This is a genomic window from Methylobacterium sp. E-066, assembly GCF_022829635.1.
Lineage (GTDB): Bacteria > Pseudomonadota > Alphaproteobacteria > Rhizobiales > Beijerinckiaceae > Methylobacterium.
The window spans coordinates 15,952-29,706 of record NZ_JAKSYO010000102.1 but is presented as its reverse complement, the minus strand read 5'-3'; the positions used below and the strand labels follow the sequence as shown (position 1 = coordinate 29,706).

Below are 13,755 nucleotides of genomic sequence, written 5' to 3'. Positions count from 1 at the left end.
TCGGGAGCGGATCGGGTGTCTTGAGCTAGAACAGTCACGGGCCTTTCCGCCGATCCCAGAGGTGCTCTGGAGGAATGCGGCTCGGTCCATCGGGCGCCGGCCGTTGCGATGGTGGCGCCAAGGTTGCAGGGTGGTCGACGCCAAGGCCACTCGCCACGTTGGAACGACGAATCGATGCCCGCTGCGCCCGGAGGCCCGCGCCTGCTGCTGCGCCGCCTCCGCGAAGCGATGGCGGAGCCGGTCAGTCCCCAGGCGCGCCTCGACCGCATCGTCGTCCTGATCGCCGCCAACGTGGTGGCCGAGGTCTGCTCGGTCTACGTCCTGCGGGACGACAACACCCTCGAATTGTTCGCCACGGAAGGCCTGAACCGCGAGGCGGTTCACCTGACGCGGATGCACGCCGATGAGGGCCTCGTCGGCCTGATCGCGCGGACCGCCGAGCCGCTCTCCCTGTCGGACGCCCAGAACCATCCGGCCTTCTCCTACCGGCCCGAGACCGGGGAAGAGGCCTATCACGCCTTCCTGGGCGTGCCGCTGCTGCGGGCCGGCAACACGCTCGGCGTGCTCACCGTCCAGAACCAGACCTACCGGGTCTATTCCGAAGAGGAGATCGAGGCGCTCCAGACCACCGCGATGGTGCTCTCGGAGATGATCGCCTCGGGCGAGCTGGAGGGCCTGGCGCCGGATGCCGGCACCGCTGCCCGCCGCCCGGTGGTCGCCCGCGGCATCGCGCTCGCCGACGGCATCGGGCTGGGCCACGTGGTGCTGCACGAGCCCCGTGTGGTGGTGAAGACGCTGATCGCCGAGAATGTCGAGCGCGAGGTCGCCCGGCTCGACGCGGCGATCGAGGAGGTCCGCTCGGCCATCGACGCGCTGGTCGAGCGCGGCGACCGGATCGGCACCGCCGAATCGCGTGAGGTGCTGGAGACCGTCCGGATGTTCGCCCACGACAAGGGCTGGCTCCGGCGGATGCGCGAGGCCGTGGCCTCCGGCCTCACCGCCGAGGCGGCGGTGGAGCGGGTGCAGTCGGACAACCGCGCCCGGATGATGCGCCAGTCGGATCCGTATCTGCGCGAGCGCCTGCACGATCTCGACGACCTCGCCAACCGGCTGCTGCGCACGCTGACCGGGCCGGAGGCGGGCGGCACCGTCGTGCTGCCCGAGAACGCCATCCTGGTGGCCCGCACCATGGGGCCGGCGGCGCTCCTCGACTACGATTCTTCGACCCTGCGCGGCATCGTCCTTGAGGAGGGTGGTCCGACCAGCCACGTCGCCATCGTGGCGCGGGCGCTCGGCATCCCGGCGGTGGGCGAGGTCGAGAACGCCTCGGCCCTGTGTGACGCGGGCGACGCGATCATCGTCGACGGCGTGGCCGGCGAGGTCCATGTCCGGCCGGGCCCCGAGGTCGAGGCCGCCTATGCCGAGATGGTGCGGCTGCGCGCCCGTCGGCAGGAGCAGTACCGGGCGCTCCGCGACGTGCCGGCCCAGACCCGGGACGGGGTGCGGGTCGGCCTCCAGCTCAATGCCGGCCTGCTGGTGGATTTCAGCCACCTGCACGAGACCGGCGCCGAGGGCGTCGGCCTGTTCCGCACCGAATTGCAGTTCATGGTCGCCCAGCGCATGCCCTCGGCGGCAGAGCAGCAGGAGCTCTACCGCAAGGTGTTCGCGGCCTCGGCCGGCAAGCCCGTGACGGTGCGGACCCTCGATATCGGCGGCGACAAGATCCTGCCCTACATGGCCAAGCTCGAGGAGGAGAACCCGGCGCTCGGCTGGCGGGCGATCCGCATCGGTCTCGACCGGCCGGCTCTGCTGCGGATGCAGCTCCGCGCGCTGCTGAAGGCCGCCGACGGCGACCCGCTCAAGATCATGTTCCCGATGGTCGCGACCGTGGACGAGTTCGTCCGCGCCCGGGGCATCGTCGAGCGCGAGAAGGCCTATCTGCGCCGTCACGGCTACCAGCTGCCGACCGAATGCCGCCTCGGCGCGATGGTCGAGGTGCCCTCGCTGCTGTTCCAGATCGACGAGATCGCCAAGGAGGCCGACTTCCTCTCGGTGGGCTCGAACGACCTGATGCAGTTCCTGTTCGCGGTCGACCGGGAGAACCGCCGGGTCGCCGACCGGTTCGACCCGCTCTGCGTCGCGGCCCTGCGGGCGTTCCGTCTGATCGCCGAGCGGGCCAATGCGGCCGGCTGCCCGGTGACGGTCTGCGGTGAGATCGGCGGCCGCCCGCTCGACGCGATGGCGCTGATCGGGCTGGGCTACCGCAGCCTGTCGATGTCGCCGGCCGCCATCGGCCCGGTCAAGGCGATGGTGCTGAGCCTCGATGCCGGCGCCATCACCGAGCTGATCGACACCGAGATGGCCCGGATGCACGATGGCGATTCCCTGCGCCCGGCCCTCACCGCCTTCGCACACGCCAACGGCGTACCTATCTAACCCGCGATGCGACCCTTGCCGAAGGTTCGGCCGGGGTTGTACGGCACAGCCACGACGCTTTCGGTTGATGCGCTGCGGCCTCCCGCGCTCCAACCCTTGAGACGAGACGCCGCCCGGCCCGGAACGTCGTGCGCAAAAACCTGCAGAAACACGGGCGATGATCCCCTTTCCCACCGAGCGCCTCGACGCCATCCTGGCGCGTCACGAATTCGTCACCGCACAGCTCGCCACCGGCGAGGGTGAATCCGAGACCGTGATCCAGCTCTCCCGGGAGCTGTCCGACCTCGACCCCGTGGTGGATGCGATCCGCGTCTACCGGGCGGCGCTGGCGAACCTCGCGGATCTCGAGGCGATGATCGACGAGCCGGGCACCGACTCGGAGATGCGCGCGCTCGCGGCCGACGAGAAGCCGGAGGCCCAGGAGCGGCTCGAAGAGGCCCACCGGGCGCTCCAGCTCATGCTGCTGCCCAAGGATGCCGCCGACGAGAAGAGCGCGATCCTGGAAGTCCGCGCCGGTACCGGCGGCGACGAGGCGGCCCTGTTCGCCGGCGACCTGTTCCGGATGTACGCGAAATACGCCGAGTCGAAGGGCTGGCGGGTCGAGGTGATCTCCGAGAGCGAGGGCACCGTCGGCGGCTTCCGCGAGGTCGTGGCCGAGGTGAAGGGCAAGGGGGTGTTCGCCCGCCTCAAGTTCGAGAGCGGCGCCCACCGGGTGCAGCGGGTGCCCAACACCGAGACGCAGGGGCGCATCCACACCTCGGCGGCAACAGTGGCGGTGCTGCCGGAGGCCGAGGAGGTCGACATCGTCGTCAACGACGCCGACCTGAAGATCGATACGATGCGCGCCCAGGGCGCCGGCGGCCAGCACGTCAACAAGACCGAGTCGGCGATCCGCATCACCCACCTGCCGACCGGCATCGTGGTCTTCGTCCAGGAGGAGCGGTCGCAGCACAAGAACCGCGCCCGCGCCATGTCGCTGCTGCGCGCCCGGCTCTACGACGCCGAGCGGACCGCCAAGGATTCCGCCCGTGCCGCCGACCGGCGGGCGCAGGTCGGATCCGGCGATCGCAGCGAGCGGATTCGGACCTACAACTTCCCGCAGGGCCGGGTCACCGATCACCGCATCAATCTCACCCTCTACAAGCTGGAAGAGGTGATGGCCGGCACGGCGCTGGACGAGGTCGTCGACGCCCTGATCACCGAGCACCAGGCCGAGCTCCTGGCCTCCGAGGGCATGGCCTGAGCGGCGCCGTGATGGCGGAAACCAGCCAGGGCCTGTCGCGCCGGGAGGCCCTGCGCCGGAGCACCGCCCTGCTGGGCGCGGGCGGCATCGCTGAAGCCGCGGGCGACGCGCGCTTCCTGATGCTGGGCCTATTCGGCCTAGAGACCCGAGACCTTGTGCTCGACGGCGAAAGACTGCTCGGCGCGGACGAGGCGAAAAATCTCGACGCCGCCCTGGCGCGGCGGCTGTCGGGTGAGCCGGTGGCCCGCATCCTCGGCGCCTGGGAGTTTTGGGGTCTGCCGTTCCGGCTGGCGCCGGAGACGCTGGTCCCGCGCCCCGACACGGAAATTTTGGTGGAAGCGGCGCTGGCCGCCGTGTCGGACCGGGGGGCACCCCTGCGCTGCCTCGACCTCGGCACCGGCTCCGGCTGCATCCTGGTGGCGCTTCTGAGCGAGCTTCCGCACGCCTTCGGGATCGGGCTCGACCGCTCACTGGGCGCCCTGCGCATGGCCCGCCACAATGCGGATGTGAACGGGATCGGTAACCGGGCCGCCCTCGTGGCGGGGGATTGGTGCGATGCCGTCCGGGGCGGCTTCGACCTCGTGGTCTCGAACCCGCCCTACATCGCGGATGGACTGATCCAGCACCTCGACCGGGATGTGCGTGCGCATGACCCGCGCGCGGCCCTCGCAGGCGGCCCGGACGGGCTCGCTGCCTACCGGCGGATCCTGGAAGGCGTACGCACGAATGCGCTGCTCACGCCGGGCGGGACGCTCCTGTTCGAGATCGGCTACGATCAGGCGGAGCCCGTCCGCAACCTCGCGCGCGCCGCCGGCTTCGCGGATCGCGGTCTCACCCGGGACCTCGCCGGACACGACCGGGTGCTCGGATTCAGTCTTTCGCCCGACCTTTCTTCCGGCCACACGGATGCCTAACTTGGGACCGACGATCGATGCGTCGAGAAAATGCTTGTTGCATCTCGTTGGGAACGCTAGAGTCCGCTTGAAGATCGCGAACGGTTCGTTAAGACGGACTCCTATAAGGTCGGCGATGATCTCTGGTCGCCGGTTGGTTCGCTGATCCCCCGTACCGTTGAACTGGAACGCGCGTGTGAATGCGTGGCGGTTCGACAGCACTCGAACCTGACAATCGACTGGTTTCTGGCGTCTGGCCCGGACGCGCGGTGCGAGGGATGGTCAGGCAGACGCGCGGACCGCGGAGCGGTCGAACGCGCGGCTTCACCGGGTGCATTTGGCCGGAGCGCGTCTGATGATCGACGCCGGACGCCCCGAAGAACTGTCGTTTGCGTGAACGAGGGTCACTGAAGACCAATGAGACCAAATCAGAATCGACGGATGCGCGGCCGTAACCGGCCGAAAGGTCCGAACCCGCTGACGCGCTCGTACGAATCCAACGGCCCCGACGTCAAAATCCGTGGCACCGCGCAGCATATCGCCGACAAGTATGCCCAACTCGCCCGCGACGCGCAGGCGGCCGGCGACCCCGTTGCAGCGGAAAACTATTTTCAGCACGGCGAACACTACTTCCGGATCGTCTCCGGCGCCCAAGAGCAGACCCGCCCGGCCAATACCGGCGGCTATGCCAGTCGTTCCTACGAGGACGACATGGACGAGGGGGACGACGAGGGTCAGGGCAACGGCTCGGGCCAGAACGGCCACGCCTATAACGGCTACGACGACGGCGATCCCGGCCAGCAGCCCCAGCCCTACGAGATGCGCCAGGACCTGAACCAGCAGGACGGCCGTCAGCAGCAGGGCCGCGACAGGTTCCAGAACCAGAACCGGGACCAGCGCCGCTTCGACAATAACGGCCGGCAGGATTACCGGCGCCAGGACCAGCCCCGGCAGGATTACCAGCGCCAGGATGCCCCGCGTCAGGACTACCAGCGTCCCGACTACCGGCAGGATCGCCAGGAAAATCGGCAGGACAACCGCCAAGAGAATCGCCAAGAGAACCGGCAGGACGGTCGTCAGGATTACAACCGCCAGGATTACCGGCAGGATCGCCAGGAGAACCGTCAGGATACCCGTGGCGATCAGAACCGCTACGAGTCCGGGCGCTCCGAGACATCGCGGCCTGAGGGGCGGCAGCCGGAAAACCGGCCGGACGCGCGCCAAGAACCACGCCAAGATACCCGGCAGGACAGCCGCTCCGACGAGCGTCAGCCGCGTCGCAGCGAGCCGCGGGGCGAGGCTGTCACCCGCACCGAGACGCCGCGGCAGGCCGAGCCCGCGCCCCGTCGCGAGCGCCGCCGGGAACCGGTCGCAGCCCCGGTCACCGCCGAGGATCCGGCGAGCCTGCCGGCCTTCCTGATGACGCCGCCCCGCCCTGTGGCGGCGACAACCCCGGTCGAGCAGCCATCCGCACCGGCGCCCGAGGCTGCCGCCGAGGACGCGCCCGTGAAGCCGCGCCGCCGTCGCCGGCCGCGCTTCGAAGGGATCGCCCCGGAGGAGGGCGAGGCCCGCGCACCGACCGAGGACGCACCGACCGAGTAAGGCGGTTCTCCGGTATCGTGAAACGACAAAAGCCGTCCCGGAAATCCGGGGCGGCTTTTTCTTGGGGTTGAACGCACCGCTCGCCGTCATTGCGAGCGCAGCGAAGCACCCAGGGCAGCGCGCGATCTCAAGACGTAGCGCCTGACTGGGTTGCTTCGCTACGCTCGCAATGACGGTGCGGGCCCGCAACCCGAAAAAATGACATCAGGCCCGGGCGGCCCGCCAGTCCGGATAGGCGTGGACCCGGTGGATCAGCCTGTGGCGCCGGCCGATCTCGCCGAAGGGCGCGATCTCCCAATCCCAGGCCTCGGCCGGCTGGGGCAAGGTCACGCCGAACATCAGGTCGAGGCTGTTCGTCACCCTCCCGGTTTGGTCTTCCTCGCGCTGAACCGTATCGGTAATCAGGCAAACCCGCCCGGTCCCGGCCGCGAGCCGGTCCAGGGCCGCCAGATGAGTCTCGATGAGCTGCGTGCCGAGCTCAGGCGGCGCCTCGCGACCCCGCGCCTCGTAAGCCTCGATCGGCACGATCGGAAGTTGCGACAGGAGGTTGGCCGACACGATCAGGTCGGCAGCCGTGCAGATCTCCGAGAGGCCGGGATCGGTCAGCCCGGCGCTGATCTCGGCAGTCACGAGGGCGACGTTGCGGTGTCGCCGTGCGGCGAGCCGCGCCGGCCACGGATGGACGGCGTCGACCAGGATCACCCGATTGAACAGATCTGCGAGCGCATCGAGCGGCACGTCGTCGAGGAGCCCGGAGCCGAGGACCACAGCCGAACTCCGCCGCACCGTCGCCTCGGCGGCGCCGATGATCACGCCGCGCGCCCGGGTGAGGTGCGGCGCCCAGGCCGCCCGGCAGCGGCGCGACCGGGCGTGGAGCAGGCCGCTCTGGCGGACATAGCCGAGCCGGCGCAGGCGCAACGGCGCGGGATTGACCAGCGACAGCACCCACTCCACCAGCATTGGGGGAGACCTTAGGCTTAGGCCTCGTCCGCGGCCGCGGCTCGGGCCGACGCGCTGCGATAGCCGGTGGCCAGCACGTAGAGCTCGCTCGAATCGGACCGGCTTGCCGCCGGCTTCACGTGGCGCACCGCCGTGAAGTCACGCTTCAGATCGGCCAGCAGAGCGTTCTCGGTGCCGCCCTGCAGCACCTTGGCCAGATAGGCGCCGCCCGGTCCTAAGATCTCGCGGGCGAACTCGGCCGCGGTCTCGGCGAGCCCGATGATCCGCAAATGGTCGGTCTTCTTGTGGCCGGTGGCGTTGGCGGCCATGTCGGACAGGACGATGTCGGCCGGCCCGCCGAGCAGCGCGGTGAGCTGGGCCGGCGCCTCGGGATCCAAGAAGTCGAGGGTAATGAACTCGACCCCCGGCATCGGCTCGATCTCCAGGAGGTCGATGCCGACGACGCGCCCCGTGGCCCCGACGATCCGCGCCGCGACCTGCGACCAGCCGCCGGGCGCCGCCCCGAGATCGACCACCCGTTGGCCGGGCTTGAGCAGCTTGTAGCGCTCATCGATCTCGATAAGCTTGTAGGCTGCGCGTGAACGATAGCCCTCGCGCTTGGCCCGGGCGACGTAGGGATCGTTGAGCTGCCGCTCCAGCCAGCGCTTCTGCGACAGCGTCCGGCCGCGGCCTGTCTTCACCCGCTGCTTCAGGTCGCCGCGCACGCCCCCGGTGGAGCCTGCGCCGCCGCGCCGGTCGCTCATCGAACCGCTTTCCGGTTCCAGACGCCGTCTTCTCGCATCATGTTCATCAACAACCCTTCGCGCAGGCCCCTGTCGGCGATGCGCAGGCGCTCGGACGGGAACGCCCGCCGGATCGCCTCCAGGATCGCACAGCCCGCCAGTACCAGATCCGCCCGGTCGCGTCCGATGCAGGGATTGTCGGCCCGCTGCTCCAGCCGGGTGTCGAGCAGATCGTCGATGGCGGTCGAGACCTCGTGGTCGCTCATCCACAGGCCGTCGACCCGCCGCCGCTCATAGCGCGCCAAGCGCAGATGCATGGCGGCGATCGTCGTCACCGTGCCGGAGGTGCCGAGCAGGTGGAAATGCGGGGCGGTGGCGGCGGCCGCCGCACGGATCGCGAAGGCGGACAGTTTTTCCGCCACCTCCTCGACCATGCCCTCGAACATCCGCCGGGTGACCTCGGCGCCGCCGTGACGCTCGGCCAGGGTCACGACGCCCACCGGCAGGGAATCCCAGGCGCGGATTCGCAGGGTCGGGTCCGTGGACGGGTTGGCGGCTTCGCCGTCGAGCCAGGCGATCTCGGTGGAACCGCCGCCGATGTCGAAGATCACCACGGATTCGGCGTCCGGGTCGGCCAGCGCCGCGCAGCCGGTCACCGCGAGATACGCCTCGGTCTGTCGGTCGACGATCTCCAGGTCGAGGCCGACGCCGCGCCGGACGCGCTCGACGAAGGCGGCGCCGTTGACCGCGAGGCGGCAGGCCTCCGTGGCGATCACCTTGGCCCGGCGGACCCCCCGGGCCTGCATCTTGGTCCGGCAGATGCGCAGGGCCTCGACGGTCCGCTCGATCGCGGCGTCGTTGAGACGGTCGGAGGTGCCGAGTCCCTCGCCCAGGCGGACGATACGGGAGAAGGCGTCGATCACCCGGAAGCCGCTGAAGGTCGGCTCGGCGATCAGCAGGCGGCAATTGTTGGTCCCGAGGTCCAGCGCCGCATAGGCGACGCGACGACGGTCACGGCCCGGCAGCGGGGCCGTCGGCTGGAGCGGCGCAGCGCCGGGCGAAATGCGGGACGGCGCGGCCGCAGCGGTCTCGTCCCTCATCGGCGCGGCCGTCGGTCCTTCGGGTCGGCCGGGAGCGTTGCGCTCGGCCATTCTTGACGAGAGACCCTACAGGGTCGGTCGGGAACTGCAACGTCGGATCGAGACCGTACTCAGGCGGAGGCCTTCAAGCGACGGCCTTCATGGCGCTCGCCCGGCGCGGGATCGGCCGCAGCAGGCTCTTCACCTGCGAATAGGGGCGGGGCCGGTTGATCACCTCGTCGAGGCGCGACCACAGAGTCTTGGGCGAGAACGGCTTGGCGATGATCTCGTTGACGCCGAGCGCCACCGCCCGGTCGACCACGTTCCGGCGCGGCTGGGCGAGCATCAGGATGATCGGGATGGTCGGGCAGGGCGAGGTCGACGGCGTGCGGGCGAGCCGGATGAACTCTTCTCCCGACAGGATCGACAGATCCCAGTCGATAATACTGATATCCGGCTTGCTCTCGGCTAGTACCCCCAGGGCCTCGGCACCGTCCGGTGCTTCCAGCACGCGCTTGATGCCGACGCGCATGAGCATGTCGCGCACGATTCGCCGGATATAGAGGCTCTCGTCGACCACGAGGGCCGAAAGATCGGGGAAAGTCGGGGTCGCGATCATGGCCGGGTGCCGTTGCGGGGCGCGACGCGAGTCTAGCCGAACAGCCTTTGCGTTTCGCTAACGCCCTTGCCCACAAGGCGAACGCCCTGATCACCAGCACCGTGATCTGCGTTGTTTGCCGCAAGAAAGTAACGAAACCGGCGCGTCTTGGCCAAGAAGGTCCTTGCGGTCAAGGCCCGATTGCGTCAGGACTGGGGCGTTATTCTTGGTTACCGCGACCGGGGGTAATGATAGTGCGGGGCGTGGGCTGTCTGGGATGGCGCGCACGCGGTATTCGAGACCAGGGCGGCGGACGGTTTTTGCGAGCTTTCGATGGGACGTGGTCGTGATTTCAGGGGGCCGCAGAAGCGCGGCTTCGACGAGGCTGGCGAGCCGAGATGGCCTGATCAGGCTCCCCCCAGCGGCGGATACGGCGGTGGTGGTTTCGGTGGCGGTGGCGGCGGCGGCGGTTTCGGGGGTGGCGGTTTCGATCGCGGCCCGCCCCGCGGCGGTCCGGGCGCTGCGCCGGTGGCAACCGGGCCGGAGCGCGATGCGACGGTCAAGTGGTTCAACAAGGAGAAGGGCTTCGGCTTCGTCGAACTCGGCGACGGCTCGGGCGATGCCTTCCTCCACATCCGCGCCGTCGAGGCTGCCGGCCACGCTGACCTGCAGCCGGGTACCCGGCTGACGGTTACCACGGCGCAGGGTCAGAAGGGCCCGCAGGTCACGAGCGTCACCAGCGTCGATACGTCCACGGCCGAGGCGCCCGCGCCCCGGCGTGAGCTGCGCCCGCGCACCGGCGGCTTCGGCGGTGACCGTTTCGGCGGTGGCGGCGGCGGTAGCTATGGCGCCGGCGGTGGTGGTGGCTACGGCGGCGGTGCCGGTGGCGGCTTCGGCGGTGGTGGCCGGGCTGCGTCGTCCGGCCCCTCGGTCGAGATGAGCGGCACCGTGAAGTGGTACGACCCGGCCAAGGGCTTCGGCTTCGTCTCGGTCAATGACGGCGGCAAGGACGTGTTCGTCCACCGCTCGGCTCTGTCCCGTGCCGGTCTGGAATCGCTGGCCGAAGGCCAGCAGGTCACCCTCGGCGTCGTCGAGGGCCAGAAGGGCCGCGAGGCTTCGAGCATCAACGTCGAAGATTGATCGGTCCCGCGGCCGTCTTGCTGCCGCGATCCGTGAGAATGCTGGAAGGCGGTGATCCCACGCGGGGTCGCCGCCTTTCGCGTTTCGGGACCCCCATGCGCCGCCTGCTGAGACCGATCATCCTGCTCGCCCTCGCGAGCGCCCCGGTGCGAGCCGAGGATTTCAGCGGCTTCTACGCTGGCGTCAACGCCGGTTATGCTTTGGGCAAAGAGCGTGACCGGTCGGTCGGGATCCCCGCCACAGACCTGGGCGCCGGACCCGGTCGACCCGGCCCCGGCCCCGATCTGCCCCCGAGCGCGCGCGACGCCGCCGTCGGATTGCAGCGGTCAAGCCGAGGCTCTCCTGCGGCTGGGCGCTAACCCTCGGAGCTTCGGCGGCGGATCGGCCCGCTCGCACCGGACAGTGTAGGGCACGGCAGCACGACGACGCCCGGAAGCAGAATCGACTGCGCCAAGGACGAGCCTCATCCCACCCATGACCTCATCCTGAGGTGCCTAGCGATCGGAGATCGATGGGCCTCGAAGGAGCCCTCCAGACAGCTCCGCGATCTCTGGAGCCCTCCTTCGAGGGCGCCGCTCCGGGTCGCCGCCTCAGGATGAGGTGGAGAGTTGGAGAAGCGCGCAGCAATATGTGTCGCTCGGTCCGTCCGTCTCTTAAGCGGCTCTCGGCACACTGGAATCGTTCCGGAACATAGCCGTTGCGAGTCCCGGTCGGCCGCTGCTAGGCCGCCTCATGAGATCACAAAACCGGGAGACAACGCGATGAGCGTCCGCCCCCTGCCGGGATTCACCTACCGTCTGGCCGTGGCCGGACGCGTCGTGCTGGCAGCGTTCGGCGGCTATGGCGTTGCGGCTTTGTCGGCGATGCTCCTGGCGCTCGCCCTGCCGATGCCGCGCTCCGAGGCGGTCTCCGCCGGGACCCTGGCGAGCTTCGCGATCATGGCCGGGGCGGTGGTCTGGGTCTTTTCCGCCCGGACTCTGGGGCGCGCGGCTCTTGTCCTCGGGCTGATTGCGGCGCTGCTGGCGGCGGGCCTGTGGCTCGCCGGTGCGTTTTCCCCGGCGGTGGTCCCGTGAGCGCGCCGACAAAAAACGTCCGGCAGTCGATGGCGTGGCTGCACACCTGGTCGGGCCTCGTGGTCGGCTGGGTGCTGTTCGCGATCTTCGTGACTGGGACGGCGAGCTACTATCGCACCGAGATCTCGCACTGGATGCGGCCCGAACTGAGCGCGCCGGCAGTCGATCCGGTCGCCGCGACCAACCGCGCCGCCGCCTATCTGGGACGGCAGATGCCGGATGCCTTCGGCTGGTCCATCCGGCCTCCGACGGCGGAGAACCCCGCGGTCGAGGTCTATTGGTGGAACAACCCGGACGGGCCGTATCACCATGCGCTCCTCGATCCCGCTACCGGTGAGGCGTCGCAGGCGCGCGACACCAAGGGCGGCGATTTCCTCTACCGCTTCCATTTCGAGCTGAGCCTGCCGCCGGTCTGGGGCCGCTGGATCGTCGGCATCTGCGCCATGATCCTGCTGATCTCCCTGATTAGCGGCATCGTCACCCACCGGCGCATCTTCGCCGACTTCTTCACCTTCCGCCGGGACAGGTCGGCGCAGCGCGGCTGGCTCGATGCCCATAACGTCGTCGGCGTGCTGGCGCTGCCGTTCCACCTGATGATCGTCTATACCGGACTGATCGAGCTGGGGCCGATGCTGATGCCCTGGGGCGTGAAGGCCGCCTATCAGCACGATATCCTGGCCTATTACGACGAAGCCGGGATCATGGCGGCGACGCGCAAGCCCGCGGGCCAGCCCGGCACCCTGATGCCGTTGGGCGAGATTGTTGCCCGAGCCACCGCGTCCCATGGCGAGGCGCCCGAGGCCATGTTGGTGACGATGCCGGGCGATGCGGCGTCGAGCGTCACGGCGTTCTTCGAGGAGCCCCCCGGCCTCGCGCATCTGCATCCGCAGATCGTCTACGCGGGCGATACCGGCGCCGAACTGTCCCGCACCGGCGATGTCGGCGCGGCGACCCGCACCGGCGCCGTGATGATCGGCCTGCACGAGGCGCATTTCGCCGCCGCGCCCCTGCGGATCGTATTCTTCCTTTGCGGGCTCATGGGCGCCGCGACCATCGCCTCCGGCCTTGTGCTCTGGACCGTCGCGCGGGCGCCGAAGGGCGCGGATCCGGCCGGGTTCGGCCTACGCTTCGTCCGCGTGCTGAACCTCGGCACCATCGCCGGGCTGCCCACCGGGCTGGCCGCCTATTTCCTGGCCAACCGCCTGCTGCCGCTCGAATTTGCCGGGCGGGCAGATTGGGAGGTGCGCGGCTTCTTCGCGGCCTGGATCCTGTCAGCCCTGGCGGCGGCCTTCTACCCGAAGGCCAAGGCCTGGCCGGTGGCGCTCGGAATCGCGTCTTTCGGCTTCCTGGCGATCCCGGTGGTCGATGCCCTCGCCGTGGGCCAGGCGCGGTACCTCGGCTTCGACGCGGCGATGCTCGCGGTCGCCATCCTCCTCGGTCTCGGCGCCCGCCTCGCGGCCAGGCGGCCGAGCGGGTTCCGGGCGGCCCGGCCGAACCTGTCGCGAGCGGTGGAAGCGTGACCGCCTCGGCGCTGGTCCTGAGCCTCTGCCTCAGCTTCTCGAGCTTCGCCGCCTTGGCGCTCAGCCTCGACCGGCACCACCGCGCCGTGTTCCGCGTGCCTGCGCCCCGCAATCGGACCCGGAGCCTGCGCGCCGCCGGCTGGTCGGGGCTCGCGGTCGCGTTCGCCGCCTCAGTCGCCTGCAGCGGTTGGAATTTTGGGCCGGTCCAGTGGATCGGCGGCCTCACCGGGGCGGCGCTCCTGGTGGTGGCGGTGATGTCCTACCGGCCGACCTGGCTGCGGGCCGCGGCGGTGGCGGCGCTGCCGCTGGCGATGCTCGCCCTGCCCTTCGCCCTCGGGGCCTGAGACCCGGTCGCCGCGCTTACCGTCAAGGTCAGAAATCTATCATTAGACAAATGTCAAAGTGTTGGTCGAACAATCGTCGATCGCCCTTGGCATTTCCGTCGTTTCCGCGCCAGCAACAGGTGGGTTCGGACGAACCGAAAATTGT

The 13,755-nt window shown here is 69.6% G+C and carries 12 protein-coding genes; 8 read left to right on the top strand and 4 right to left on the bottom strand.

Annotated elements, in window-relative coordinates:
• Positions 1-174 precede the first annotated feature (174 nt).
• The 4 genes from ptsP (at position 175) to MKL20_RS14675 (ending at position 6,174) form a co-directional block, all read left to right on the top strand.
• Complete coding sequence (gene ptsP / locus MKL20_RS14690; protein WP_244037293.1) at positions 175-2,436, top strand: phosphoenolpyruvate--protein phosphotransferase; 2,262 nt, start codon at positions 175-177, stop codon at positions 2,434-2,436.
• A gap of 157 nt (positions 2,437-2,593) precedes the next feature.
• A complete protein-coding gene (gene prfA, locus MKL20_RS14685) occupies positions 2,594-3,679 on the top strand; it encodes a peptide chain release factor 1 (protein WP_243962403.1) in 1,086 nt (361 codons plus the stop codon).
• Between the two features lie 11 nt (positions 3,680-3,690).
• Positions 3,691-4,593, top strand: a complete 903-nt coding sequence (gene prmC / locus MKL20_RS14680; RefSeq protein ID WP_244037292.1) for a peptide chain release factor N(5)-glutamine methyltransferase — start codon at positions 3,691-3,693, stop codon at positions 4,591-4,593.
• Between the two features lie 420 nt (positions 4,594-5,013).
• Positions 5,014-6,174, top strand: a complete 1,161-nt coding sequence (locus tag MKL20_RS14675) for a DUF4167 domain-containing protein (protein WP_244037291.1) — start codon at positions 5,014-5,016, stop codon at positions 6,172-6,174.
• Between the two features lie 204 nt (positions 6,175-6,378).
• On the opposite strand, the gene MKL20_RS14670 is transcribed toward MKL20_RS14675, so the two are convergent.
• From MKL20_RS14670 to MKL20_RS14655, 4 genes are all read right to left on the bottom strand, one after another.
• Positions 6,379-7,134: a hypothetical protein gene (locus MKL20_RS14670; protein ID WP_244037290.1), complete on the bottom strand. Its 756-nt coding sequence runs from the start codon at positions 7,132-7,134 to the stop codon at positions 6,379-6,381.
• 17 nt (positions 7,135-7,151) lie between these two features.
• On the bottom strand, positions 7,152-7,877 hold the full coding sequence (locus MKL20_RS14665; protein WP_244037289.1) for an RlmE family RNA methyltransferase: 726 nt from the start codon (positions 7,875-7,877) through the stop codon (positions 7,152-7,154).
• A complete protein-coding gene (locus MKL20_RS14660) occupies positions 7,874-8,956 on the bottom strand; it encodes a Ppx/GppA phosphatase family protein (RefSeq protein ID WP_243962408.1) in 1,083 nt (360 codons plus the stop codon). Before MKL20_RS14660 ends, MKL20_RS14665 begins: the two co-directional genes overlap by 4 nt.
• Before the next feature lie 124 nt (positions 8,957-9,080).
• A complete protein-coding gene (locus tag MKL20_RS14655; protein WP_243962409.1) occupies positions 9,081-9,554 on the bottom strand; it encodes a response regulator in 474 nt (157 codons plus the stop codon).
• A gap of 312 nt (positions 9,555-9,866) precedes the next feature.
• Between MKL20_RS14655 and MKL20_RS32990 the strand changes: the two genes are divergently transcribed.
• The 4 genes from MKL20_RS32990 (at position 9,867) to MKL20_RS14630 (ending at position 13,610) form a co-directional block, all read left to right on the top strand.
• Positions 9,867-10,673 carry a cold-shock protein gene (locus MKL20_RS32990; RefSeq protein WP_279594763.1) on the top strand — a complete coding sequence of 269 codons (807 nt, stop codon included), beginning with the start codon at positions 9,867-9,869 and terminating at the stop codon, positions 10,671-10,673.
• A gap of 761 nt (positions 10,674-11,434) precedes the next feature.
• On the top strand, positions 11,435-11,746 hold the full coding sequence (locus MKL20_RS14640; protein ID WP_244037288.1) for an iron transporter: 312 nt from the start codon (positions 11,435-11,437) through the stop codon (positions 11,744-11,746).
• 29 nt (positions 11,747-11,775) lie between these two features.
• Complete coding sequence (locus MKL20_RS14635) at positions 11,776-13,266, top strand: PepSY-associated TM helix domain-containing protein (protein ID WP_279594768.1); 1,491 nt, start codon at positions 11,776-11,778, stop codon at positions 13,264-13,266.
• The gene (locus tag MKL20_RS14630) at positions 13,263-13,610 is read left to right on the top strand and encodes a DUF3325 domain-containing protein (protein WP_244037286.1); all 348 of its coding nucleotides are present in this window, start codon (positions 13,263-13,265) and stop codon (positions 13,608-13,610) included. The genes MKL20_RS14635 and MKL20_RS14630 overlap by 4 nt, the downstream gene beginning before the upstream one ends.
• The last annotated feature ends 145 nt before the right edge of the window (positions 13,611-13,755 follow it).